The organism is Vescimonas sanitatis (genome assembly GCF_049060325.1).
In the GTDB taxonomy this organism is placed as follows: domain Bacteria; phylum Bacillota; class Clostridia; order Oscillospirales; family Oscillospiraceae; genus Vescimonas; species Vescimonas sanitatis.
Genome location: NZ_JBMGPW010000007.1, coordinates 1 through 22750 on the forward strand (window position 1 = coordinate 1; position 22750 = coordinate 22750).

The 22750-nt window shown below is 54.0% G+C and carries 19 protein-coding genes; 12 read left to right on the forward strand and 7 right to left on the reverse strand.

Annotated features, from left to right (window positions below; all coding sequences use genetic code 11):
* Positions 1 to 599: 599 nt before the first annotated feature.
* On the forward strand, positions 600 to 1496 hold the full coding sequence (locus ACOMDU_RS09180) for a hypothetical protein (protein WP_421130037.1): 897 nt from the start codon (positions 600 to 602) through the stop codon (positions 1494 to 1496).
* 802 nt (positions 1497 to 2298) lie between these two features.
* Here ACOMDU_RS09180 and ACOMDU_RS09185 read toward each other — a convergent pair.
* Entirely contained in the window at positions 2299 to 2781 is a 483-nt protein-coding gene (locus ACOMDU_RS09185) for a hypothetical protein (RefSeq protein ID WP_421130038.1), read from the reverse strand.
* A gap of 119 nt (positions 2782 to 2900) precedes the next feature.
* Positions 2901 to 3512: a DUF1836 domain-containing protein gene (locus tag ACOMDU_RS09190; RefSeq protein ID WP_022136242.1), complete on the reverse strand. Its 612-nt coding sequence runs from the start codon at positions 3510 to 3512 to the stop codon at positions 2901 to 2903.
* A 138-nt stretch (positions 3513 to 3650) separates the two neighbouring features.
* Here ACOMDU_RS09190 and ACOMDU_RS09195 point away from each other — a divergent pair, with 138 nt between their 5' ends.
* The 6 genes from ACOMDU_RS09195 to ACOMDU_RS09220 all read left to right on the forward strand — a co-directional run bounded on the left by ACOMDU_RS09195 (position 3651) and on the right by ACOMDU_RS09220 (position 11109).
* A complete protein-coding gene (locus ACOMDU_RS09195; RefSeq protein ID WP_022136241.1) occupies positions 3651 to 4325 on the forward strand; it encodes an SGNH/GDSL hydrolase family protein in 675 nt (224 codons plus the stop codon).
* Between the two features lie 34 nt (positions 4326 to 4359).
* Positions 4360 to 5217 (forward strand): DegV family protein, encoded by an 858-nt coding sequence (locus tag ACOMDU_RS09200; protein WP_421130039.1) that lies wholly within the window; start codon positions 4360 to 4362, stop codon positions 5215 to 5217.
* 452 nt (positions 5218 to 5669) lie between these two features.
* Positions 5670 to 6335, forward strand: coding sequence for a restriction endonuclease (locus tag ACOMDU_RS09205; RefSeq protein WP_178265081.1), 666 nt, complete (start codon positions 5670 to 5672; stop codon positions 6333 to 6335).
* Between the two features lie 54 nt (positions 6336 to 6389).
* Positions 6390 to 7556, forward strand: a complete 1167-nt coding sequence (locus ACOMDU_RS09210) for an IS1595 family transposase (RefSeq protein ID WP_178265082.1) — start codon at positions 6390 to 6392, stop codon at positions 7554 to 7556.
* Between the two features lie 107 nt (positions 7557 to 7663).
* Positions 7664 to 9403 (forward strand): AIPR family protein, encoded by a 1740-nt coding sequence (locus ACOMDU_RS09215; protein ID WP_178265083.1) that lies wholly within the window; start codon positions 7664 to 7666, stop codon positions 9401 to 9403.
* A gap of 884 nt (positions 9404 to 10287) precedes the next feature.
* Positions 10288 to 11109: a hypothetical protein gene (locus ACOMDU_RS09220; protein WP_421130040.1), complete on the forward strand. Its 822-nt coding sequence runs from the start codon at positions 10288 to 10290 to the stop codon at positions 11107 to 11109.
* Between the two features lie 381 nt (positions 11110 to 11490).
* Here the strand turns inward: ACOMDU_RS09220 and ACOMDU_RS09225 are convergent, their stop codons facing one another.
* The 3 genes from ACOMDU_RS09225 to ACOMDU_RS09235 are packed head-to-tail and all read right to left on the reverse strand — an operon-like array spanning position 11491 to position 14600.
* On the reverse strand, positions 11491 to 11967 hold the full coding sequence (locus ACOMDU_RS09225; protein WP_421130041.1) for a pyridoxamine 5'-phosphate oxidase family protein: 477 nt from the start codon (positions 11965 to 11967) through the stop codon (positions 11491 to 11493).
* A gap of 53 nt (positions 11968 to 12020) precedes the next feature.
* Positions 12021 to 13037 carry a sugar-transfer associated ATP-grasp domain-containing protein gene (locus tag ACOMDU_RS09230; protein WP_421130042.1) on the reverse strand — a complete coding sequence of 339 codons (1017 nt, stop codon included), beginning with the start codon at positions 13035 to 13037 and terminating at the stop codon, positions 12021 to 12023.
* Between the two features lie 51 nt (positions 13038 to 13088).
* Positions 13089 to 14600, reverse strand: a complete 1512-nt coding sequence (locus ACOMDU_RS09235) for an oligosaccharide flippase family protein (protein WP_421130145.1) — start codon at positions 14598 to 14600, stop codon at positions 13089 to 13091.
* 146 nt (positions 14601 to 14746) lie between these two features.
* Here ACOMDU_RS09235 and ACOMDU_RS09240 point away from each other — a divergent pair, with 146 nt between their 5' ends.
* The gene (locus tag ACOMDU_RS09240; RefSeq protein ID WP_421130043.1) at positions 14747 to 15733 is read left to right on the forward strand and encodes a helix-turn-helix transcriptional regulator; all 987 of its coding nucleotides are present in this window, start codon (positions 14747 to 14749) and stop codon (positions 15731 to 15733) included.
* A gap of 147 nt (positions 15734 to 15880) precedes the next feature.
* Here ACOMDU_RS09240 and ACOMDU_RS09245 read toward each other — a convergent pair whose 3' ends face one another.
* A complete protein-coding gene (locus ACOMDU_RS09245; RefSeq protein WP_421130044.1) occupies positions 15881 to 16072 on the reverse strand; it encodes a hypothetical protein in 192 nt (63 codons plus the stop codon).
* A gap of 559 nt (positions 16073 to 16631) precedes the next feature.
* On the opposite strand from ACOMDU_RS09245, the gene ACOMDU_RS09250 reads away from it, so the two are divergent.
* The 4 genes from ACOMDU_RS09250 to ACOMDU_RS09265 all read left to right on the forward strand — a co-directional run bounded on the left by ACOMDU_RS09250 (position 16632) and on the right by ACOMDU_RS09265 (position 22096).
* Positions 16632 to 17462, forward strand: a complete 831-nt coding sequence (locus ACOMDU_RS09250; protein WP_421130045.1) for a hypothetical protein — start codon at positions 16632 to 16634, stop codon at positions 17460 to 17462.
* A gap of 670 nt (positions 17463 to 18132) precedes the next feature.
* A complete protein-coding gene (gene hydA, locus ACOMDU_RS09255) occupies positions 18133 to 19506 on the forward strand; it encodes a dihydropyrimidinase (RefSeq protein WP_421130046.1) in 1374 nt (457 codons plus the stop codon).
* A 12-nt stretch (positions 19507 to 19518) separates the two neighbouring features.
* Positions 19519 to 20040, forward strand: a complete 522-nt coding sequence (locus ACOMDU_RS09260) for a hypothetical protein (RefSeq protein ID WP_421130047.1) — start codon at positions 19519 to 19521, stop codon at positions 20038 to 20040.
* A 415-nt stretch (positions 20041 to 20455) separates the two neighbouring features.
* Complete coding sequence (locus ACOMDU_RS09265) at positions 20456 to 22096, forward strand: hypothetical protein (RefSeq protein ID WP_421130048.1); 1641 nt, start codon at positions 20456 to 20458, stop codon at positions 22094 to 22096.
* A gap of 108 nt (positions 22097 to 22204) precedes the next feature.
* On the opposite strand, the gene ACOMDU_RS09270 is transcribed toward ACOMDU_RS09265, so the two are convergent.
* A complete protein-coding gene (locus ACOMDU_RS09270) occupies positions 22205 to 22732 on the reverse strand; it encodes a stage V sporulation T C-terminal domain-containing protein (protein ID WP_022136270.1) in 528 nt (175 codons plus the stop codon).
* Between the last annotated feature and the right edge of the window lie 18 nt (positions 22733 to 22750).

Consider the following 22750-nt stretch of genomic DNA (forward strand, 5'->3'; position numbering starts at 1 on the left):
CTTCCCCTTGAGGGGAAGGTGGCAACGCGAAGCGTTGACGGATGAGGTGTCATTGCGAGCCAGTCCGCAGACTGGCGTGGCAATCCGCTCGTCGCGGCGTCAGCCGCCTTGGCCCCCTCTGGGAGGGGGCTGTCGCCGTAGGCGACTGGGGGAGAGAAAAAACAACCAACCTCACTTTACGCAAAAACCACTTCACTTGCCTAAATTGTAACCGAATTATGAACGGGATTTGGGGCGCATTTCGGGCCGAATAGTTTACATAATGACTTTTCGATTTTAGCTGGAAAATTTTTCCAGCTAAGTTGTTGCGTTTTTTGAAAATCTCCATTTGAATTGCATAAATGCTGCGTTACACAAGAATTACGCTTTGCAGGTGCTCAGATAAATTGCGTAAATTCCTGGTAAATTATGGAAGAAATGGAAATTATTTCCAATTACGGGCGATTTTTAACGGCGCGGTGTCACTACCTCAAAAATGGAAATAACTGGTAATAAAATCCGTAAAAATTTTTACAACATAATGATGTTTACGTTGTAAACGGTGGTCCGAGTGACAAAGCTGAACCGGACGCAAACAAATTTTTATGGAGGAAACAAACATGAAGAAGATCATTGCAACTGTGCTGGCCATGGTCATGGCTCTGGCACTGTGCACCACCGCGTTCGCGGCGGATCCTGTTGCTGGTTATACCGGCTATACCAGAGGCGGCGAAAAGCTGATGGCGAACACCACGGATGCTGAAAGCTTTTCTGTGGTAGCTCACGAGGCTGCGTTCAACAAAGCCACCGGCGTTGGTAATGTTGCTTACTACACTGTAAGTGGTGCCTCGGCTGCAAACACTGGCTACAACGGTGATTACACCAAGGCAGACAAGACTGATTTCGATCTGCAGCTCACCAAGTCCGGTGCTTCCACACTGTACCTGAAGCACGTTAATACTGGTGCTAGCTATGTTGCCAAGGTTGAGGCTTTCACCAAGATTGGTGACAAGTGCGGCCAGCTTGATGTTGATGCCGATGGCACTTACTATGTGAACACCAGCAAATACACTTCTGATAACGGCACCAAGGACGCTGGTGAGGCGTACTTTGTGGCCAGCGATGCTGAGAGCGCTGTGTATGTCCTGCTGAACGGCAAGCTGGTTTCCGTGACGCTGGCTGGTGAGCAGACTCTGGTTGGCCACACTTGGGTTGCTGTCGAGAAGGATGGCAAGGTCGTTTCTTACAAGTGCTCTGACTGCGGCACTGTTGCTTCCATCTACAAGACCTATGCTGCCGCTAAGGCTTCCGGTCTGAAGAATGTTGAGGCGTTTGTGAACGATGATGGCGAGACCATCTACCTGGCCTACACCGATGGCAAGACCGACACCACCAAGCCCACCGACACCAACAAGTCCCCCAAGACCTTTGACGCAGGTATCGCTATGTACGTCGGTATGGCTCTGACCTCCGTCGCCGGCTCCGCCGTCGTCATCGGCAAGAAAAAGGAGTTCTAATTAAACACAAAAAAGAGAAAGGCCCATTGGGCCTTTCTTTTTTTGCGTTTAATTATCCCTGGCCTAACGGCCAGGGATAATATAGATGATTTTTCTTTTTGGGGTGCTTCTTTTTTGTGTTTAATTATCCCACCCCCCTGGCGGGGGTGGGGTGAATAGAGTTTGCTTTCCCGCTGGGCCTTTCTTTTTTTGTGTTTAATTATCCCTCCCGCTGCCGCGGGAGGAATAGTAAAGGGTGTTTTCCCCTATGCCTTTCTTTTTTTACTTTAATTATCCCACCCCCTGGCGGGGGTGGGGTGAATAAAGATTGCTTGCCCGCTGGGCCTTTCTTTTTTGTGCTTAATTATCTCTGGCCTAACGGCGCGGACGAAATAAATATCCCCCGCTGCCGCGGGGGATAAATATATATCCCTCCCGCTGCCGCGGGAGGGATAGTGAATGCTACTTTTCTGCGGGGTGCTTCTTTTTTTGCGCTTAATTACCCCACCCCCTGGCGGGGGTGGGGTGAATAGAGATTGCTTGCCCGCTGGGCCTTTCTTTTTTTGCGCTAAATTATCCCTGGCCTGACGGCCAGAGATAATTTAGCCCCTTTCGAGCTTGAATAACAAAAAGGCATCCCTACGGGGTGCCTTTTTGGGGGCCGTCGGGGACGCCGGCCCCTACGGGTGTTCAGCGGGGGCCCCTGCATTGTGGACGCCGGCCCCTACGGGTGTTCAGCGGGAACCCCTGCATGCAGGCGGATGTGGGCATCGGCCCCTACGAGGGAAACAGGCCGTACCCCAAGGGGGAGGGTTTTTGGCCCTCAAAACGGGATGGTGCCGCCGGTCGCCACGGTATACGGGGTAAATATGCCGCCGGCGGGGGGCAAAATGGTCAGCAGGATATAGGCCACACTCAGTGCGGCAGTCAGCAGGTACCAGGGCAGCGCGTCACCGGAGACGCGCCGCCACAGGGCGGCGTACAGGGCCAGCGCCGCCGTGATAGCCAGCACGGCCACCACCGCCGGCGCCAGCGGCATCCAGGCAAGCGCCAGGGCCAGCGCCGCGCCGGACAGGGCCATCAGGCACAGTCCGCCCCGGCTGCCGCCCTTTTGCAGCACCCACAGCGTCGGTGCCGCCGCCAGCAGGGGAAAGAACGCGGCTTTGCCCATCTCCCATGGGCTGTTCCATACGGGGGAGAGCGTGTTGGTCAGCGGGCCGGGGAACTTTTCCTGCAGCGCCCAGAGCAGGATCGCCGCGGCCAGGGCGGCGTGGAATGCCAGCACATACGGCAGGAGCTTTTTCATACGATCACCTCGCGGGAGTATATGCGCCGCGCCATAAGAAAATCCGTGGCCTTTCGGCCACGGATTTTATAGTTCGTTCACATATTCCCCTCGGAAATGCTATACAATAGCCCTGTTGATCACGGCTGGGGCGGTGTCTGCTCCGCGGCCAGCACATCCTCGGCATCTGCGCCGCACAGGCGTATCAGCTTCTCCGCCAATATCTTGGAGAACCCGGCGATCAGCGCACTTTCGATGACCAGCAGCTCCACGGCGTTATTGCCGTTCTGTTCGTTGGCGCTGCGGATGCCCTCCGACCCGGATTGCACCTGCTGGTTGAAAAACAGCCCCACCCGGCGGAATTTCAGCGAGTAATCCTCATACACCGCGCGGACGTCCGTCTCGTTGCTGTCAGCGGGCAGGATCTTCTGCACATCGCTGATGCTCAGGCTCTGCTTCATGGTCAGGATCATGATGAGGTACGCGATGTGGATGCGGTGGTATTTCCGCTTCTCCGGCGCGGGCATGATCTTCAGCCGAACGTAGTTGTTGATGGTGGAGGACGTGACAAAGCGCTCCTTGCCGCCCACCGGCGCGGGAATGAAGCTGAGATACTGCTCCAGCAGTACGATGACCTGGTCCATATACAGGCCGAAATCCGGTATCGTCTCCCAGTCCGGCAGATGATAATCCGTGATGAACTTGTCCCACCGCTGCAGCTTGTGGGCGATCAATTCCTTGTCATATTCCATAGCGACACCCCTGTATCCGATTTGCTGTATAGTATACCACATACAGGCACATCATGCAAGAAATCCAGCAGAAAAATCTGTTGACGCGCGTGTGCTAATATGCTATATTAGATAAAAACCACATGGGGAGGCAGTCCTATGGAACGTGCTTTTATCTACGGTGATTCTCTGCTGAAGGCCACCATGCCCGACGCGGATATGCGCTACCACTTCCATCTGCCGGAGGTGATGGCCCAGTATCCCAGCGACCGGCTGGAGGTGGTGAACCGCGCCAAGATGGGCGCCACAGTGACCAAAGGCCTGGCGTTGGTGGAGCACGATGTGCAGCGGGGCATGGATGCCCGCTGGGCGCTGGTGGCTTACGGCGGCAACGACAGCGATTTCGACTGGGAGGCCGTCGCCGCCGCGCCGGAGCAGGACCACCTGCCCCGCACGACCCTGCCGGAGTTTACGGAGAAGCTGCACTGCGCCGTCACGGCGCTGAAGTCCGCCGGCGTGCAGCCGGTGCTGATGACGCTGCCGCCCATTGACGGACAGCGGTATTTCCGATTTATCTCCCAAAAGACGGACGGCGGCAGCGTGCTGCGCTGGCTGGGAGATGTGGGACGCATTTACCGCCACCAGGAGCTGTACTCCGACGCGGTGGCGGCTCTGGCCTTTGCCGAGGGCGTGCCCCTTATCGACGTGCGGCGGCAGTTCCTGCCCCAGCGCGACCTGTCCGGTCTTATCGCCGCCGACGGCATCCATCTGACCATGTCCGGCTATCGCTGCCTGTTCGACACGCTGGCCGACTGGGTGCGCGCACGGCTGTAATATAATACATATCTATCCTCAAAGGAGACGCATTATGATCAAAGTAATGACTGACAACGCGGCCAATCTGCCGCCGGATCTGCGGGCGCAGTACGGTATCACGGAGTTGTGCCTGACCTATACCATCGACGGTGAGCCGGTGGACATATCCAAGCCCTTTGACGGCCACGCCTTTTACGAGGCTATGCGTAAGGGTGCGGAGGTGAAGACCTCTATGATCACACCGCTGGCCGCCCGCGAGGCCATGGAGCCTGTGCTGGACCGGGGCGATGATGTGCTGTATGTGGGGCTGTCCGGCGGTGTCAGCGGCACCTGCTGGGGCGTCAGCGTGGTGGCGCAGGAGCTGCGCGAGCGCTACCCCGACCGTGACATACGCGTGCTGGATAGCCGCGGCGCTTCCCTGGGCGAGGGGCTCATCGTGCTGGAAGCCGCCGATATGGCGCAGAAGGGCGCAGATATGGAGACGATCGTGGCCCGCGCCAACCAGCTTATCGGCAAGATGCGCCAGCACTTCATGGTGGACGATCTGAAATTCCTTCGCAAGGGCGGCCGGCTGTCCGGCGCCGCGGCCTTTGCCGGCACACTGCTGCAGATCAAGCCCATCCTACAGGGCGATCCGGAGGGCAAAATCGTGGTGCTCAGCAAGGAGCGCGGCCGCAAAAAGGCCATGGATACGCTGATCCGGTTGTATGAAGAAATGGTGGAGGATAAGTCTGCGCCGGTGGGTATTTCTCACGCCGCCGCCCCGGCGGAGGCGCTGCACCTGGCCACCGCCCTGCGGCAGGCCGGCTGCACCGGCGAGATACTCTCCGTCTGTCACGAGCCCGTCACCGGCGCCCATGTGGGACCCGGAATGCTGGCCCTGTACTTTTACAGTCAGACCTGGCGATAAGTTAACAATAATATATATTATGGTAAACCCAACAGCCGCGCTTTTAGCGAGGCTGTTGGGTTTTTCCTTTGGGAAAGTCCCTTTTCAAGATAAGTGTTGCTATGTATAATCGTGAATAAACTTTGAAATACGTGAATAAATAGTTGCATCTGCGCGAGGATACCTTTTGAAACAGGGTATCCTCTTTTCGTTTGTCTTTGTGGTAAGAAGAAATATATATTTCAAATCAAAGGATTGGGAGGTGCAGATACATTGCCACTACTTTGATATACAGTCAAACCAGCAACATACATTCAATGACCACTCAACAATCATTCAATCCCGCATGGATACATTGCAAAAGATAGCGACATCAGTCCAATTTAGGGATACCTAATTGCACACCATCCTCTCTGCTATTGAGAAGTGAACTTCACAAATGGAGTTACTACTTTTCAAAGGAGCATATAGGCATGGATACCTCATTCCTCTTTCAGAACTGTTATACAGGAACAGATTTTGAGAACCTCATGGTTCAGTTTCTTGGTGAGCATGGGTTTCGTGCAAAGAAAACAGGCAGTAATGACGGTGGCATTGACATCATAGCCACCAGTATCACAAGGCCAATCAAGTATTCATTCAACATTCAATGCAAGTTCTTCAACAAACCTTTAAGCAAGGCACCTATACAAGAGGTTTATGCTGGAACCCATTACTACAATAACGGTGCGGCACCTGTTGTCATCACTAACAATCGGGTAACAGCAGAGACTAGAATATTTGCAAAGAAACTTGGGGTAGAAATCATCGCTGATGCTGAGTGGACAGAAATCAAGCAAGTTATAGACAGTAAAAAGATAGCCAATCCAAATGTGCATGGCGGTTTAATGGGGATACTGCTGGCGTTTATCACATCCGACAGTGGTTACCTAAAGATGGTGTCCTCAGCAATACAGAAAACAGACTTAAAAGCGCCATCCAACAAAGAGCAGTTGAAGCTGGAACTCCTAAGTGCATTTGATGCGGCAGAAGAATTTATCCGTGAGTCTGCCTACTATCAGCAGAAAGCAGCACAATGCAGCCAAAAGGCGCTATCACTCCAGAAGCAAGCACTTCTAAAGAACTTGGACTACGGTTGAAGGGCAAGCACCGAAAGCAGTGCAGACAGGCGGATACTGCTAGGAGGGCTTACTATGGCCGATTTCTTCAAGGAGATACTGACTGACATTGATAAACTCAGCGATGAACAAGTCAACCAGTTAATGGCTGCACTGGAAGTTAAGAGGGCAGGAGGACAAACCACAAAGGACAGCATAAAAGAGAATGATGAAATACCTCTGGCGTGTCCACATTGTGGGAGCATCAGTCTGAAGAGACACGGAAAAGCAGGAGGCAGACAGAGATACCGTTGCAAGGATTGTTGTAAAACTTTCTGTGAAACCAGTCAGACATTGATGTATCATTCAAGACTGGCGCCAGCACAATGGAAAGGTTTATTGTTGGGAATGGTGCAAAATCTACCATTACAAGCAATAGCCGATACTATTGGTACGAGTGTACCAACGGTATGGCATAATCGCCACAAGGTATGTTTGGCACTCGAAGAAATTTATAAAGAGCAAAGTGAGTTCATAGATATTGCTGAATGTGACGAGTTTTACATTCCGGTTTCTTTTAAGGGCAAACGAGACCCTGCATTTTTCATAGATGTACTTGACCGTATGCCTCGTCATCACAGAACATACGAAGAAAAAGTCGAGTATCTAAAGAAAAATGGCCTTTGGGACAGATTAAAAAGTGAACCAGAGCGATTGGAGCGACTGCTTGAATCAGGTAACAGCTACAAAAAGGGTATCAGCAATGACCAGACCTGTGTGTTGACTTGTAAAGATAGAAGTGGACATTTTACAATAGACCCAGTATGTGTAGGAAGATTAGAGACAAATGATTTGACAAAGAATCTTTCTGGAAAGTTTGCAAGCGATGCTATTCTTGTTACTGATAGCCATAGTGCATATCAGGGATTTGCCAGAACAGAGCACATACAGCTGGAGCAAATAGAATCTGGCAAACATTCTAAGGGAGCCTACAATCTTGGACGCATCAACGCAATACATTCAAAGCTATCCGCATTCTATCCAGAACAAGAAGAGCGAGCACCGGCCACGAAATATCTTGGACTGCAATTAAAGTTGTTCTGGTGGTTAGAGGCCAACGGCACACTCAGCACGCAAGAAAAGGTAGACAAGCTATATGACATAATGGCCGACAAGACAAATGTTACCGGAGCCGACTACGCAAGCATCACCAATCGAGAATTGACACTCAACACCAAAGGATTGTTCCCAAACAAGGTTTAACAAAGCAATAATAGTGGCTTGAGAATAAGCCACTATTATCTATTGAATTGCATACCTAAATATTATATACTTTTTGCAATGTAGAATAAATTTGGAGGTAAAAACTTATGTATGCCAAGATATTACATGATATACAGCAAACCTATTATCAAGACAATTACGCAAACGATGGCCAGCGTTTTGTAGCATGGTATTTACGGAACATCCATGGGTTAAATACTGTAGAGGCAAAGGACTGCATTACAGATGGCGCCAATGACAAGCAGATAGACGCTGTTTATATCAATAATCAAGATTCTACCATCTATATCATTCAGGGAAAGTTTATGTCTGGTGAGTATATAGATGCCGAACCTGTTAGGGAAGTGTTGTCTTCGTGGATTTTGGTTCAGGACTTAAATCAGTTGCAGGATGCCGCAAATTCTAAATTAAAGGTCAAAATCAATGAAATTTCTGCAGCATTAGACGATGACTATGAGATTTGTTTTGAACTGGTAACGACTGCAAAGTTGACTGATCAGGCTCAGATGGATGCGGATGCATTTAGCAAGAAGTTATCAGACAGCGAAGAACTGAACGCCAACTTCGTTGTAGTTGACGATGAAATGCTAAAGGTCAAATATGACGAGGCACTTAACAAAACCAATAACTACATCAATTTCACTTTTCAACTTGAATCTGGGAAATACCTTGATGTAGAGTTAAATGGCACTCGCGCTGTATTGGCAGCTATACCTCTTAAGGATTGCGTAAACATTCCAGGTATTAAAGACGGAAGGCTTTTCAGAAAAAATGTTCGACAATCTCTTGGAAATAGCAACAAAGTCAACAAGGGTATAGCTAAGACAATCAAGAAAGAACCTGGAGATTTTTTCTTTTGTCACAATGGCATAACAGCGCTTTGTTCGAAGATGGACATTCAGAATGGGCAGTTAACTGTAAAAGACCTGAACATTGTAAATGGATGCCAGAGCCTTAGCACAATTTTTAGTTGTGGAGAGGCAGCTAAAAAGTCATACGGATATATCCTGTTTAAGTTCTATGAGATGGCAAACAGTGAAAAAGCTGACAAAATCACTAACTCCACGAACTCTCAAAGTGCTGTAAAAGCTAGAGATTTACGAAGCAATGATAAGATTGTACTGAGCATAAAGAAAAACTATGAGCAGACTTACCCAAACGGTTACATGGTTACTAAGCGTGGAGAAAATGTTGATACAACAAGGTATGATGCTGGGCACATCATACAGCTTACGGACTTGGGGAAAGAACTGATTGCATGGCACTCACAGCGTCCAACCTTGTCTTATAGCGAAACAAAGATATTTGACATTTACTTTAATCAACTGTTTAAGAAGGACTATCCAGCAGAAGATGTACAGGCACTACATGAATTACACAGTGCCATTATGAGTAGGTGGAATCCTGATAATCCAATGGGTCTTGATGAAACCTTACTTGCGATGAAGTCTTATGCCCCATTTCACCATTTGTATGCTGTATCTATAGTATTTGCTGAGGTTAGCAATATGAGTGAAATGGTTCCTCGCCCTAGTAAAGTACTAGCACAATTAAAGGAATGTGGCATGATGGACACAATTATAAACATTGCTGGTAAAACATTGAATCGAGCTTTCAAAAATGCGAACAGCAAGGCTGTCGCGGAAAATCGAGTATTTAGTCCTCAAAACTGGATAAAGTCAAAAGCATCTATTGTGTCTTTGACAGAGGCTCTTCGTGTGCGTTTAGATGCCATGGAAGATGATGAAACAAATCTCGGCGCAAAAGTCCAAAGCTGTTGTAAATTGGAAAAGCAGGACTTTGAATCAAGATGGACTGCTGACTAACTTGTATAAAAAGAGGCAGGAACCGTTACGGCTCCTGCCTCTTTTTATGTCCCCTAATGAATAAATCTACATTAGAATAGGCTAACCAAGCAGTAGCAACAATTAACTTAAAAGGGAGTTGGGAAAAGCAAGGCTCCCGGGCAACAGATGATATCTGTCGCCCGGGAGCTCCCCTCCTGTCGCGCGGGGCCTGTACCTCGCGCCCCCTACGTTGTTTCATGGTAGCACTCTGAAATCTGGTTTTCAAGAAAATTGGCGATTTCTTAACGGCATCTTAACGGAACATTCACAGATGTACCCCCGCGCCCGGGGGCGCACCACCCAAAGCCGCCCTCCGGGCGGCTTTGGCGCGATTTGATAATCGCCCGCCCGAGAGAAGAAAACGCCCCTACCGTGGCTGGGGCAAGTGGCCGCGTAAGCCTCCGCGCCGCCGGGACGGCGAAACTTCCTTTTACGCACAAAAACACAGACAACGCTTTCACCGAATAAATTGTAACCGAATTATGAACGGCTTTTGGCCGCTATCAGCGTCAAAGCAGTTTACATAATGACTTTTCGATTTTGACTGGAAAATTTTTCCAGCGAAGTTGTTGCGTTTTTTGAAAATCTCGATTTGAATTGCATAAATGCTGCGTTACACAAGAATTACGCTTTACAGGCGCTCAGATAAATTGCGTAAATTCCTGGTAAATTATGGAAGAAATGGAAATTATTTCCAATTTCGGGCGATTTTTAACGGCGCGGTGTCACTACCTCAAAAATGGAAATAACTGGTAATAAAATCCGTAAAAATTTTTACAACATAATGATGTTTACGTTGTAAACGGTGGTCCGAGTGATGAAGCCGAACCGGACACAAACAAATTTTTATGGAGGAAACAAACATGAAGAAGATCATTGCAACTGTGCTGGCCATGGTCATGGCTCTGGCACTGTGCACCACCGCTTTCGCGGCGTCTCAGACCTATGATGTCTTCGGTAAGGATAGCGATGTCGCTCTCGCCGAGGAAGTCACCGTAACCTACCACAAGGCTGACGCTGATGAAAACACCATTGCTTACTATGCGCTGAGTGGCGACCAATTCAAGGACGAATATTACGTCAAGGTCACTAAGGCTTCCGATGCTAGCTTGGTTCTGAAGTATACTGGCAAGACTACTGTTGCCATGTACCTCAAAGAAGTTAAAGAAGTCAAGTATACCGATGGCGAGGCGGCTGCATATACTAATCTGGGTAGCAAGTGCGGTCAGGTCAACTACAAGGATATCGCTGGTGCCGACAAGAAGACCAAGTTCTATACCGCTACCAATGATAACGACGATGTGATTCTGTTCTCCGATGTTACTGGTGGCAACAGCAAGCTGCTGGTTGGCGGCGAAGTCCTCGTTCTGACTGAGGTTGGTAAGCTGTCCGATAAAGTCGTTCCTCACACTTGGGTTATCGATAACGAGAAGCTGACCGCTAAGTGCTCCGCTTGCGGCGCCACCGCTAAGGTCTATGAGAATTACACCGAGGTTCCCTCCGGCGCTACCGCTGAGCAGGTCGCTGGTGTGTGGGTTGTTGCTGACAAGACCGCTGACCCCACCACTGAGACCAACAAGCCCTCCCCCAAGACCTTTGACGCTGGTATCGCTATGTACGTCGGTATGGCTCTGACCTCCGTCGCCGGCTCCGCCGTCGTCATCGGCAAGAAAAAGGAGTTCTAATTAAACTCAAAAAAGAGAAAGGCCCGCTGGGCCTTTCTTTTTTTGCCTTTAATTATTCCTGGCCTGTCGGCCAGGGATTTTGCGCCCTGTGGGGCGCGGTTTTCTCTGTCACTTTCTTTGCCGAAAGAAAGTGACCAAAGAAACGGCTTAAGGGAAGGGGGATTCCGATTTCCCCCTTCCCTTAAGAAACCCATCCCCTTGAAGCGGCCAAAGAAGGGGCGGACGTGCGCGTCCCCCCTTCTTTGGAAATATCCCCCCTCGGGGAGGGAACGAGGGGGCGGATTGCCGCGTCGCTTCGCTCCTCGCAATGACAGATAAGGGGGATTCCGCGCTCTGCGGGTTGGCAACAAAAGGCAGCACCTTGCGGTGCTGCCTTTTTCATCAATCGCCTTGGGATTCTTTGCCGGTAATGTGCTCCGGAATGATCTTTACCAGCATGGTGCGCTGCATGGAGTGCTCGGCGCAGAGAACGGCCCGGGACATGGAAACCGGGTCCAGCGCCTGCACCAGCAGCTTCAGGGCGTACATCTTTTCCTCCGGGTCCTGCACCAGTACGGCCCTGCCCTGCACGAGGGCGGACTTGTAGGCAGTGGTCAGCTCGCCGGGGATCAGCTCTGCCTTGGACACGGCGGACAGGCATACAGGTGGCTCCTTCGTCAGGATGTCCCACTTGCGGCCGGCGCCGGCGCAATGAAAATACACCGCATTGCCCTGCTCGTCGGCCACATGGTTCACGGGCACACAATAGGGGGCGCCGTCACTGTCGGTCATGGCCAGGGTGGCATAGGTGGCGTCACGCAGCACCTGCCAGGCAAAGGCGGCGTCACGTTCCTTGTCTTTTCTGCGCATAGGATGCATGGTCTGTCCTCCTTATCTCTGTTTCGCCCCGCGGGGCGCAGCATACGGTTTCATCACATAATGGGGCGGCCCAGCAGCTTCTCGAACCGGGGCAGCATACCCTCGTCCACATGGCCGGCGTTCTGGCACATATCGTAACCGGGCAGGTTGTTGCCCTCCACCAGCACGGGGCCGTCCGGCGTGATGGCCACGTCCCAGCCGATATATTTCAGGTGCGCCTCCACCCGCCTGGACGCGGTGCGGCACAGCTCCAGCGCCTGGTCGAACAGGGGGATCTGGAAGCCCATGATCTCTGTACCGGTGACGGGGTGGCGCTCGTAATATTTGCCGGTCTTGTCGCAGAAGGCGGGGCGGTACAGCTGGCCATGCTCGTTCACCGGGGCGTACATACCGCCGGAGGAGACGTTGTCCACGCACACGCCGCCCATGCCCATACGGACCAGGGCATAGACCATCTGCGCGCCCTGCGCTGTCACCAGCGTGACGATACGGACGGTGTTCACCGAGTCGGGGCACAGCTTATTCATGTCCGGGTGCTGGCGGATGGGCTCCTCGATCAGCAGCTGGCCGCCCTTGACCAGCCGGTCATACAGAGCGTCGTAATCGTCGATGTCCGCTGTGATAAGACGCTGGATGCCCTCGCCGCCGCACAGCCCGGCGGGCTTGCAGAAGATGGCCTCCGTGCCGGCGCAGAAGTCCCGCAGGCCCGCGGCGTCCGTCTTACGCAGGTCCAGGAAGCGGCGCTTCAGCAGGTCGGAGAAGATGGTGTCGAACTCGATCTTGTCGTTGAGTTGATAGAAATACGCCGGATCGTTCATCTGCCGGGTCAGGGCCTGGTTCTGCACGGCGGTCATATAGGTCTTCCGCACCGCGCCGCGGCGGTTCGCAAAGCCGAACACGTGGTAGTCCAGATAGCCGATGCCGTAGCGCACCTCGCACCATACCATGTCGCAGAAAATGGCCAGGCGGTTTTTGCCTGTCTCCTCATGGACGGCGTTGATGTGCAGCTTCATCCGCGCGAAGCTGAGATGCTTCAGCTGGCGAAAAAAGGTCGCAAGTTTTCTTCCCATAACAGAGTACCTCCCTTTTTTCTTCCCGCCGCGCAGGGGCGGAAAGACAGATCATTGCCGATGCAGTATCCGCCGCAGCGGTCCGGTCACCAGACCGCGCTCATAGCGGTTCATGCCGAACAGCCACATACTGGCGGCGTACACCGCCACAAACAGCAGTCCCGGCGGGATCAGCTGCCAGTAGGTGGCGGGATGGACGAACACCGCCAGCAGCACCGCCACGGTGGTGGGCAGCACCATGGCCGGCAGCAGATGGCTGATATGCCGCCAGAAGCCGGGAATGTTCAGGCCGATGTGTTTATAGTAGTAGCGGTTCATCAGGAACACGTTGCCCACCAGCGTGGCGACCGCCGTGCCGATGGCCGCGCCCAGGCCCTGCCATTTCATACACAGGGGGATGGAGATCACGATGTTGCCCACCAGTACGCCCAGATAGACCAGCGAACGGTATTTGTGCATATTCTTGGCACGCTGTATCTCGATGCCCACGGTCTGTATGTTGGTCCACAGGCAGGCGAAGAACAGCAGCAGCGCGGTCCAATAGTCGATGCGGAACTGCTCGCCGCCGCCCCACAGCACCACGAAGGACTGGCCGATAGCCACGAAGCCCAGGAATATGCCGCCCAGCAGGATGAACTGCAGCCGTCCCACCTTGGTGAACAGGGCGTCCAGCGTCCGCATGGGGGCGTTCTCCGCCACCAGACGGTGGACGCGGGGCGTCATCACGTTGGAGATGGCGTTTCCGAACAGCAGGAAATAGTTGTTCAGCTGCGAGGCGATGACGTAGACCGTCACCGCGGCGGAGCCGTGGAACCACGTCAGCAGCTGCCGGTCGATGGACCAGTTGATGTTGTCCACCACAATGCCGATGAACACATACAGCGTAAAGCCGAACATCTCACGCAGCAGCGCGAAGTCGTAGTGCCGGAAGGCAAAGGGCATTTTCAGCCGTGTCAGGCAGTAGGTGATATTGATCACGCCGCTGAGCACCGTGAAGATCAGCGAGACGATGGTCAGCGTCACGGACCGGTAGCCTATCAGCAGCAGGGGGATCATAATGAGGGGGTTCAGCACCTGCTTGCCCATGGCTACGATCTTCTGGAACAGATACCTCTCGTTGATGGTCACATGGCTCTCGAACACGCTGATGGGGAACGTCAGCGCAGCATTGACCGACATGATACGCAGCAGCCGCTGGGCAAGGTCGATCTCCTCCGCTGTCAGCTTCTTGCCGAACACCACATCGCAGTAGGACAGCCCGAAGCCGATGGCCAGCACCAGCGCGCCCAGAATGAGGTACGTTATCAGGAACATACCGTTCAGCTTGGCGCAGCCCTTCTTGTCGCCGGCGGCACGGAAGCGGGAGTAATACCGCACATAGGCGCTGCCCAGGCCGAAGCTCAGTAAATTCAGATAGGAGATGATCGGCAGCACCGCCTGGTACACGCCGAACTCGCTGTCGCCCAGCTGTCGGAGCATGATGGGCGTGTAGACCAGCGAGATAACGGTGCTCAGCGCCATGGACACATAGCTCAGCGCGGCGCCTGCCCGTATTTGGTTCACTTGCAACGCCGCACTTCCTTTCGTCGATAGCATAGCACTTTATTATAGCCTAAAAGTACGTGTATGTAAAGTCGAACGCCGGTAAAAAGTGGTTTTCTTTCCTGCCCGTATCTGGTACAATGGGACAAATGAAGGGAGGGTGCGCCATGGCCAATAAAAAGCTGAAGCTGCTGTATCTGGCGCGGTATCTGCGGGAGGAAACAGACGAGCGCCACCCCAGGACCGTTCAGGATATGATCGCTTATTTGGAACGCCAGGGTATTTCCGCCGAGCGCAAAAGCATCTATGACGACCTGGAGCTGCTGGAGCTGTACGGCATGGATGTGCAGGCTGTCCGGGGCAAGACCTACGGCTATTTTCTTGGCGAACGGGAGTTCCAGCTGCCGGAGCTGAAGCTGCTCATTGATGTGGTACAGGCGTCGCCCTTTCTCACACAGAGCAAGAGCATGGAGCTTATCGCCAAGCTGGAGCAGCTCACCAGCCGCCCCAATGCCCGCCAGCTGCGCCGTCAGGTCTACGTCATGGACCGGGTCCGCACCCACAATGAGAAGCTCTATTACGCCATCGACGGTCTGAATACCGCCATCAACGATGACCGCAAGGTCACGTTTCGCTACTTCGACTGGACACCTGATGGCGGCAAGGCCTACCGCCGCGGCGGCGCGCCCTATGAGACGAACCCGGTGGCCCTCTGCGTGGATAAGCATTACTATCTGGTGGCTTACGACCCGGCCATTCAGGACTATCGCCACTACCGTGTGGACCGTATGGAGTCCCTGACCGTTACCGATATACCCCGCGATCCGCTGCCGGAGCAGTTCGACCTGGGTAAATACGTCAAAACGATTTTCGATATGTACAATGGCCGCACCGAAACGGTGCAGCTGCGCTTTGACCGGGCCCTCATCAATGTAGTCATGGACCGCTTCGGCGCTGATGCGCATATCCGCCCAGATGGAGACCGTATCGCAGTTACCGCCCCGGTGGAGGTAGGTCCTACATTTTACGGCTGGCTGTTCCAGTTCGGCGGTCAGGCCGAGCTTCTTGCGCCCGACCCTGTGCGCCGTGATTTCACCGAACACTGCCGGCAGGCACTGGATAGTTATCGCGGCGATGATGCGCCGAACAGTTGACCATAATTTTGTTATCGTAAACTAAAGCCGCCCATCAGGGCGGCTTTGACTATTTAATTTAATAAAAAAACTCCCGGGACGCGGAGATATCCGCCTCCCGGGAGCCCTCCCTGTCGTGCAAAGCGCACCCCACGCTTCGCATCCCCCTCAGTAAATGGCTTTACCACAGATAAAAATAGCACAACACGCTCGTTTTTTCAAGAGGAAATTCTGCTTTTTTTTAAATAATTTTTCCGGCGCAGGAATTGTTTTCCATCTATTTCCAAACATTTTTCCAAAAATTACCACGAAACTCCATGGATAAAAGCTTTCACCGGCGGCGGAACCGCCACCACCCAAAGCCGCCCTCCAGGCGGCTTTGGCGCGATTTGATAATCGCCCGCCCGGGAGAAGAAAACGCCCCTACCGTGGCTGGGGCAAGCGGCCGCGTAAGCCTCCACGCCGCCGGGGCGGCGAAGCTCCTTTTACGCACAAAAACACAGGCAACGCTTTCGCCGAATAAATTGTAACCGAATTATGAACGGGATTTTGGATGTATTTCGGGCTATATAGTTTACATAATGGCTTTTCGATTTTGACTGGAAAATTTTTCCAGCTAAGTTGTTGCGTTTTTTGAAAATCTCGATTTGAATTGCATAAATGCTGCATTACACAAGAATTACGCTTTACAGGCGATCAGATAAATTGCGTAAATTACTGGTAAATTATGGAAGAAATGGAAATTATTTCCAATTTCGGGCGATTTTTGACGGCGCGCCGGCGCTGTCTCAAAAATGGAAATAACTGGTAATAAAATCCGTAAAAATTTTTACAACATAATGATGTTTACGTTGTAAACGGTTGGTTGGAGCAAGGACGCGACGCTGGCCACAAACAAATTTTTATGGAGGAAACAAACATGAAGAAGATCATTGCAACTGTGCTGGCCATGGTCATGGCTCTGGCACTGTGCACCACCGCTTTCGCGGCGGAGCCTGTTAAGGGCTACCTGAAGGGCACCGATGATAAGTCTACTAATCCCATTGCGGCGGAAAGCACCCTGACCTATGTTCCCGGCAAGGATCCCAAGACTACCGATGGTAAGACCACTGTTGGTGTTTACGCTCACTATGAGGTTGGTAACGACAAGTATATCGTAGTCAGCACTCTGGCCGAGGCTACCCATGTTCTGTACAAAGAGGCCGATGCCAAGAACGTGGTTCTGTACCTGGCTAAGATTCCCACTGCTGACTATGTGATCGGTAAGGTTTACAACGATTTCGCTGACGCTTGCGGCAAGTATGAGAAGCCCGCCAACTACGATGCCACTAAGACCTATTACACCTATGAGGTTGCTGGCAACACCCATCTGGCTGTTGCTGACAGCAGCACTACTGCTACTGGTACTCTGGTGGTTGATGGCAAGGTCGTTACCGTGCGTACTCTTGATGCCGCGAAGGTTCAGCACACTGCCGTTCCTACCGTTAAGGATGGCAAGGTTACTGGTTACACCTGCTCCAAGTGCAAGGCTGTTGCTGTTGAGGCTCCCAACTATGCTTCTATTCCCGCTGGTGCTGATACCACCAACCTGACCGGTAACTGGTATTGGACCACTTCCACCACTCCTTCCACCGACACCACCAAGCCCTCCCCCAAGACCTTTGACGCTGGTATCGCTATGTACGTCGGTATGGCTCTGACCTCCGTCGCCGGCTCCGCCGTCGTCATCGGCAAGAAAAAGGAGTTCTAATTAAACTCAAAAAAGAGAAAGGCCCATTGGGCCTTTCTTTTTTTGTACTTATTTATCCCTGGCCTGTCGGCCAGGGATAGATAATATCTCACCCCTGACGGGGTGAGATAAATATATAACCCTCCCGCTGCCGCGGGAGGGAAAGTAAATGCTGCTTTCCTACGGGGCCTTTCTTTTTTGACTTTAATTATCTCACCCCCTGGCGGGGGTGGGGTGAATAAAGATCGTTTGACCGTGGGGTCTTTCTTTTTTACGCTTAATCAGCCCGCGCCTGTCGGCGCGGACAAAATAAATATCCCCCGCTGCCGCGGGGGATAAATATATATACCTCCCGCTGCCGCGGGAGGGTTATAAGAGCTTCTTTTTACCCCTCATCCGTCAGCTTCGCTGACACCTTCAGCTGTGCACACCCCAGTGTGCGCACTGGGGTGCCCTCAAGGGGAAGGCTTGAGGGACTGCCCCGCGCCACCTGTCTCCCTGCGGGTCGGTCGGTCCACGGGTCTGACACGCCACCGGCGTGTCATTCAACACCGCGGCCCCCTCGAGGGGAAGGCTAACGAGGGAGCGCCCCCAAGGGGAAGGCTTGGGGACGTTTTTATTGTGCTTTACACAGTGGGGCGAAAAGTGGTATAATACCGACAGAAATCAACACAAACGAGGAGGTCTTGTGATGAGATTGCTGTTCAAGGGCGGTACCGTGGTCACCGGCAAGGGCCCCCGCCGGGCCGATGTTCTGGTGGAGGGCGAGAAGATCCTCGATGTCTGCCGCGACATTCCCGCCATCGGCGCGCAGGTGGTGGACGTGACCGGGATGCTGCTGTTTCCCGGTTTCATCGATGCCCACACCCACTTCGATCTGGACGTGTGCAACACCACCACGGCGGACGACTTCGCCAGCGGCTCCCGGGCGGCGCTGCGGGGCGGCACCACCACCATCATCGACTTTGCCTGCCCCAACAAGGGCGAGACGCTGCACGACGGCCTGCGCCTGTGGCACAAGAAGGCCGACGGTAAGTGTGCCTGCGACTACGGCTTCCACATGACCATCGACGACTGGAACGAGACCATCGAGCGCGAGATCGACGATATGTACGCCGAGGGTATCTCCTCTTTCAAGATGTACATGACCTACCCGGCCATGATGATCGGTGACGAGGCCATGTACAAGGCGCTGAAAAAACTGAAGGAGAAGGGTGGCATCTGCGGCGTCCACTGCGAGAACGCCGGCGTCATCGACGCGCTGATCGCCGAAAAGAAGGCCGCCGGCGAAAACGGTGTCCACTGCCACCCGGAGACCCGGCCCGACATCATGGAGGCCGAGGCCGTGGGCCGTCTGCTCCGCATCGCCGAACAGGTAGACGTCCCCGTGGTCATCGTCCACACCACCAACATCGAGGCGCTGGACGAGATCGCCAACGCCCGCTGGCGGGGCCAGAAGGTCTTTGTGGAGACGTGCCCCCAGTATCTGGTATTGGATGACAGCGTGTATTATAACGAGGACTGGCTGCAGGCAGCCGAATACGTCTGCTCGCCTCCTATTCGGAAACCGGCTGACCGTGAGGCCCTGTGGCGGGCCATCCGCCGGGGTGAGGTGCAGACCGTGTCCACCGACCATTGCAGCTTCACTACCCAGCAGAAGCTGGCGGGCCGCGACGATTTCACCGCTATTCCCGGCGGCATCCCCGGCGTGGAGACCCGCGGCGAGCTGATCTACACCTTCGGCGTGGCCAAGAAGAAGATCGGTCTGGGCGCCATGTGCCGTGTGCTGGCAGAGAACCCCGCCAAGCTGTATGGCCTGTTCCCGCGCAAAGGCGTACTGGCCCCCGGCTCCGACGCCGACATCGTGGTGTACGACCCCAACGCCGACCACGTCATCCGCGCCGAGGATATGGTGGGCGCGGCGGGCTACAACCCCTATGAGGGCGTGGTCACCAAGGGCTCCATCCGCCAGGTGTGGCTCCGCGGCAAGCCCGCGGTGTCCTCCGGCAAGGTGCTGGCCGGGCCGGACGGCAAATACCTGCCCCGGGGCAAGTGCCAGCTGTAAGGAGACGAGGCCATGTTGGACAAGACATTGGGCTATATCCTCTGCTGCCAGTCCCCGGCGCTGTTTCTGGCCGCGCTGGCGCTGCTGGTGGCGTATCTGGCCGGGCGCAAGCACAAGGTCCGGGCGTTCTTCCGCCTGCTGCTGTGCATTCTGTGTGCCGCCGGCGGCGTGGCGCTGTATTTCCTGGGGATCTACAAGGAGTATTTCACCATCCGGGACTTTTTCCTGATCCGCACTGCGGGCTGGATCGGCCTGGCCATCGCGGCGTTCTTCGTGCTGCTGGCTCTGGTGCGGGCGTTCTTCGCTGCCGCTGATGCCCGCCGCGAGCAGAAGGCCGCCATCCGCGAGGAAAACGAGCGCCTGGCCCGTGAGGCCCAGGAGGCCGCTGAAGCCGCGCAGGTAGAACCGGCCCCGCAAGTCCCTGCTGTGCCAGAGGCTTCCCCGCAGGAGCCGCTACCCGAGGCGGTTCCGGAGCCCGCTGCCGTTTCCGCCGTCGAGACTCCGGTGCCAGAAAGTGAGCAGCCGCAGGGCTAAGTTGACAATAATACAAATTATGGTAAACCCATCGGCCGCACAAAAATGCGGCCGATGGGTTTTTGTAGGCAAAGCAAGGCTCCCGGGAAACAGATGATCTGTCTCCCGGGAGCTCCCCTCCTGTCGCGCGAGGACTGTACCTCGCGCCCCCTACGTTGTTTTATGGTAGCACTCTATGATTGTAGTTTCAAGAAAATCGGTGATTTCTTAACGCAGTTTTAACGGAACGCTAACAGGGACGCGAAAAAGCCCTCCCCCTGGGGGAAGGTTTTTGCCCATTTTCATGGGCTTTATCGTCATTCTGCACAACAATCCCCCTTAAATTTCTGCCTATTGCGAATTGAATTGTTCGGTGACCGGTGATAAATTTAGGTTGGTATTTACCGAAAAGTGGTGAAACGGAGGGGTTTTTAAGATGAAACGATGGTTTTCCGGGCTTTTAGCGGCGGTTATGGTACTGCTTTTGCTGCCGGCGTCCGCCAGCGGCACAGAGAGCTTTTACGCCTACTTGTACAGCAACCCACCCGCTGCGGTCGGAGAAACAGCATCAGTGGCGTTGTTTTTGGGCCAAAACTCCACATCGCGGGAGTACAACACCTATTTCTTCCAAATCGACTATGATGCGGAAAAACTCATATTCGCAAGCGCAACCATCGGCAGCAAAGATCCTGATGTCATTGATCACTCTGTTCCTGGTCGTTTGACCATAGGCGGCTACGGAGAACCGCGCTCCGACCGCTTTATCACGCTGAATTTCACCGTAAAGGCCGCCGGTGAAGCCACTGTGAAATTGGTCAAGGCACAGATGGACGTCCGCGCCAACGCGGCAAAGGACGCCCAAACTGCCAGTGTACCGGCCGGCCAAAGCAACACGGTGACGATCCTGTGTGGCGGCTTCCCTGTTGAGCTTCCAAAATGTGCCTCCGGCGCCGCTTATGTGACAGCAAACGGCGACTACACCTTCACCGCCGATCCCGGCTATGACTACGACTTTTCGGCCACTGTGGATGGTAAAACGGTAGCCATCATCAACAACGGCGACGGCAGCTACACGATCGAAAATGTCACCGGCGAGCTGGCCATCAGCGCCAACAGCACACCCACTGTCAAAACATACGCGGCGACCGTCAAGGGCGACGGCTCCGGCGACGTCAGCGCCCCCACTTCCGCAACGCATGGGCAGGAGTACACCTTCACGGTCACGCAGGCGGCCAACTACGACTATGCGGTGGCCGTAACGGTAAACGGCCTGCCGGTGACGTGCACTGTCAACAGCAGCGGCAGCAGCGTCTATACCTACACGATCCCGGCAAAGTCCGTCACCGGCCCGGTGGTCATTACGGTGAAGAAGGCCCCGCAAAGCGGCACCACGCAAATCGTGCTTGCGGGCAGCGGCGCCGCCGATGTCTGGGATGGCGTTACGTCCTATACCGTAAAAAGCGGTGAAGCTTTTACATTCGGTATCAATCACCAAGAGGGATTTGACTACACGGTCACCGTCATGGCCGGTGAAAAAAACATCACGCTCCAGCGCAATGCAGAAAGCACCAGCACTTACACCATTCCCGGGGACTGCATCACGGGCGGCATTATTATGGTGACCATCACCAAAACGGCGCAGCTTGCATTGACGGTGGACGCGGCCGAGTATGTGAAGTATACAGACGGCAGCGTTGTGTGGCTCATCACCGCCGCGCCGAAAACAAAGCTCCCTGCGACCAAGTCCCTCTACTACGGTGATACGGCCATGTTCTGGTCAGAGAAATACGAAGCCTACGCCTGGCTGTTGGTCGGCAAGGGTACGGCGGCAGATATCGCCGCCGCGGCGAAATCCACGATCTCCGTTAAGGGCAACTCCACTGTGTCGGTATCCTACAGCGGCGACGTCAACGGCACGGGACATACCGATATCAACGACGCCCAGTATGTCTATGACCTCTATAACGCCAAGCATTCCGCACTTGACATGGAGAAGTTCCTCCGCTGCGATGTCAACGGTGACTGCGGAGTTAACGTCGGAGACGTACGAATGGTTGTCAGCCTGCTGCTGCGCTGATAAATCAAAAGAGAAGCGCCTGAAGGGCGCTTCTCTTTTTCAGGCCGGTCAAAAAGCTTGCGAAAGCCGTTATGCAAGGCTCCACGGCGAAAGCCGCGGGGCTTTTTGTCAGGACTCCATGTGTTTGCCCAGAAAGGACGCCACGGTCTGGGCAAGCTTGCACTCCGTCTCCCCCGCCGGCTTGCCGTCGGGAGAGAGAAAGAGCACCGCGCCCAGCACGTCGCCGCCGCAGAGAATAGGTGCCGCCACAGCGGCCCGGAACTGCTCGTTCTCATCGCTGATGGCCACACCCTCGCCGCAGTAGAGGCCACGCTGGTCCATGACCTGCTCCAGCGCAGGGGAGACAGGCTTGCCCAGCAGTTCCTTCTTCCCCGCCCCGGCGATGGCGATGACCGCATCGCGGTCGGTAACAGCGGCGGAAAAGTCCGTGCTGCGGCTGAGGGTATCGCAGAACTGTGCGGCGAACTCCTCCAACCCGCCGATAAGGGAATACTTCTTGAAAATGACCTCGCCGTCACGGGTGGTGTATATCTCCAACGGGTCGCCCTCGCGGATACGCATGGTGCGGCGAATCTCCTTAGGGATGACCACGCGGCCCAGGTCGTCGATGCGGCGCACGATGCCTGTTGCTTTCATATATGAAATTCCTCCAGT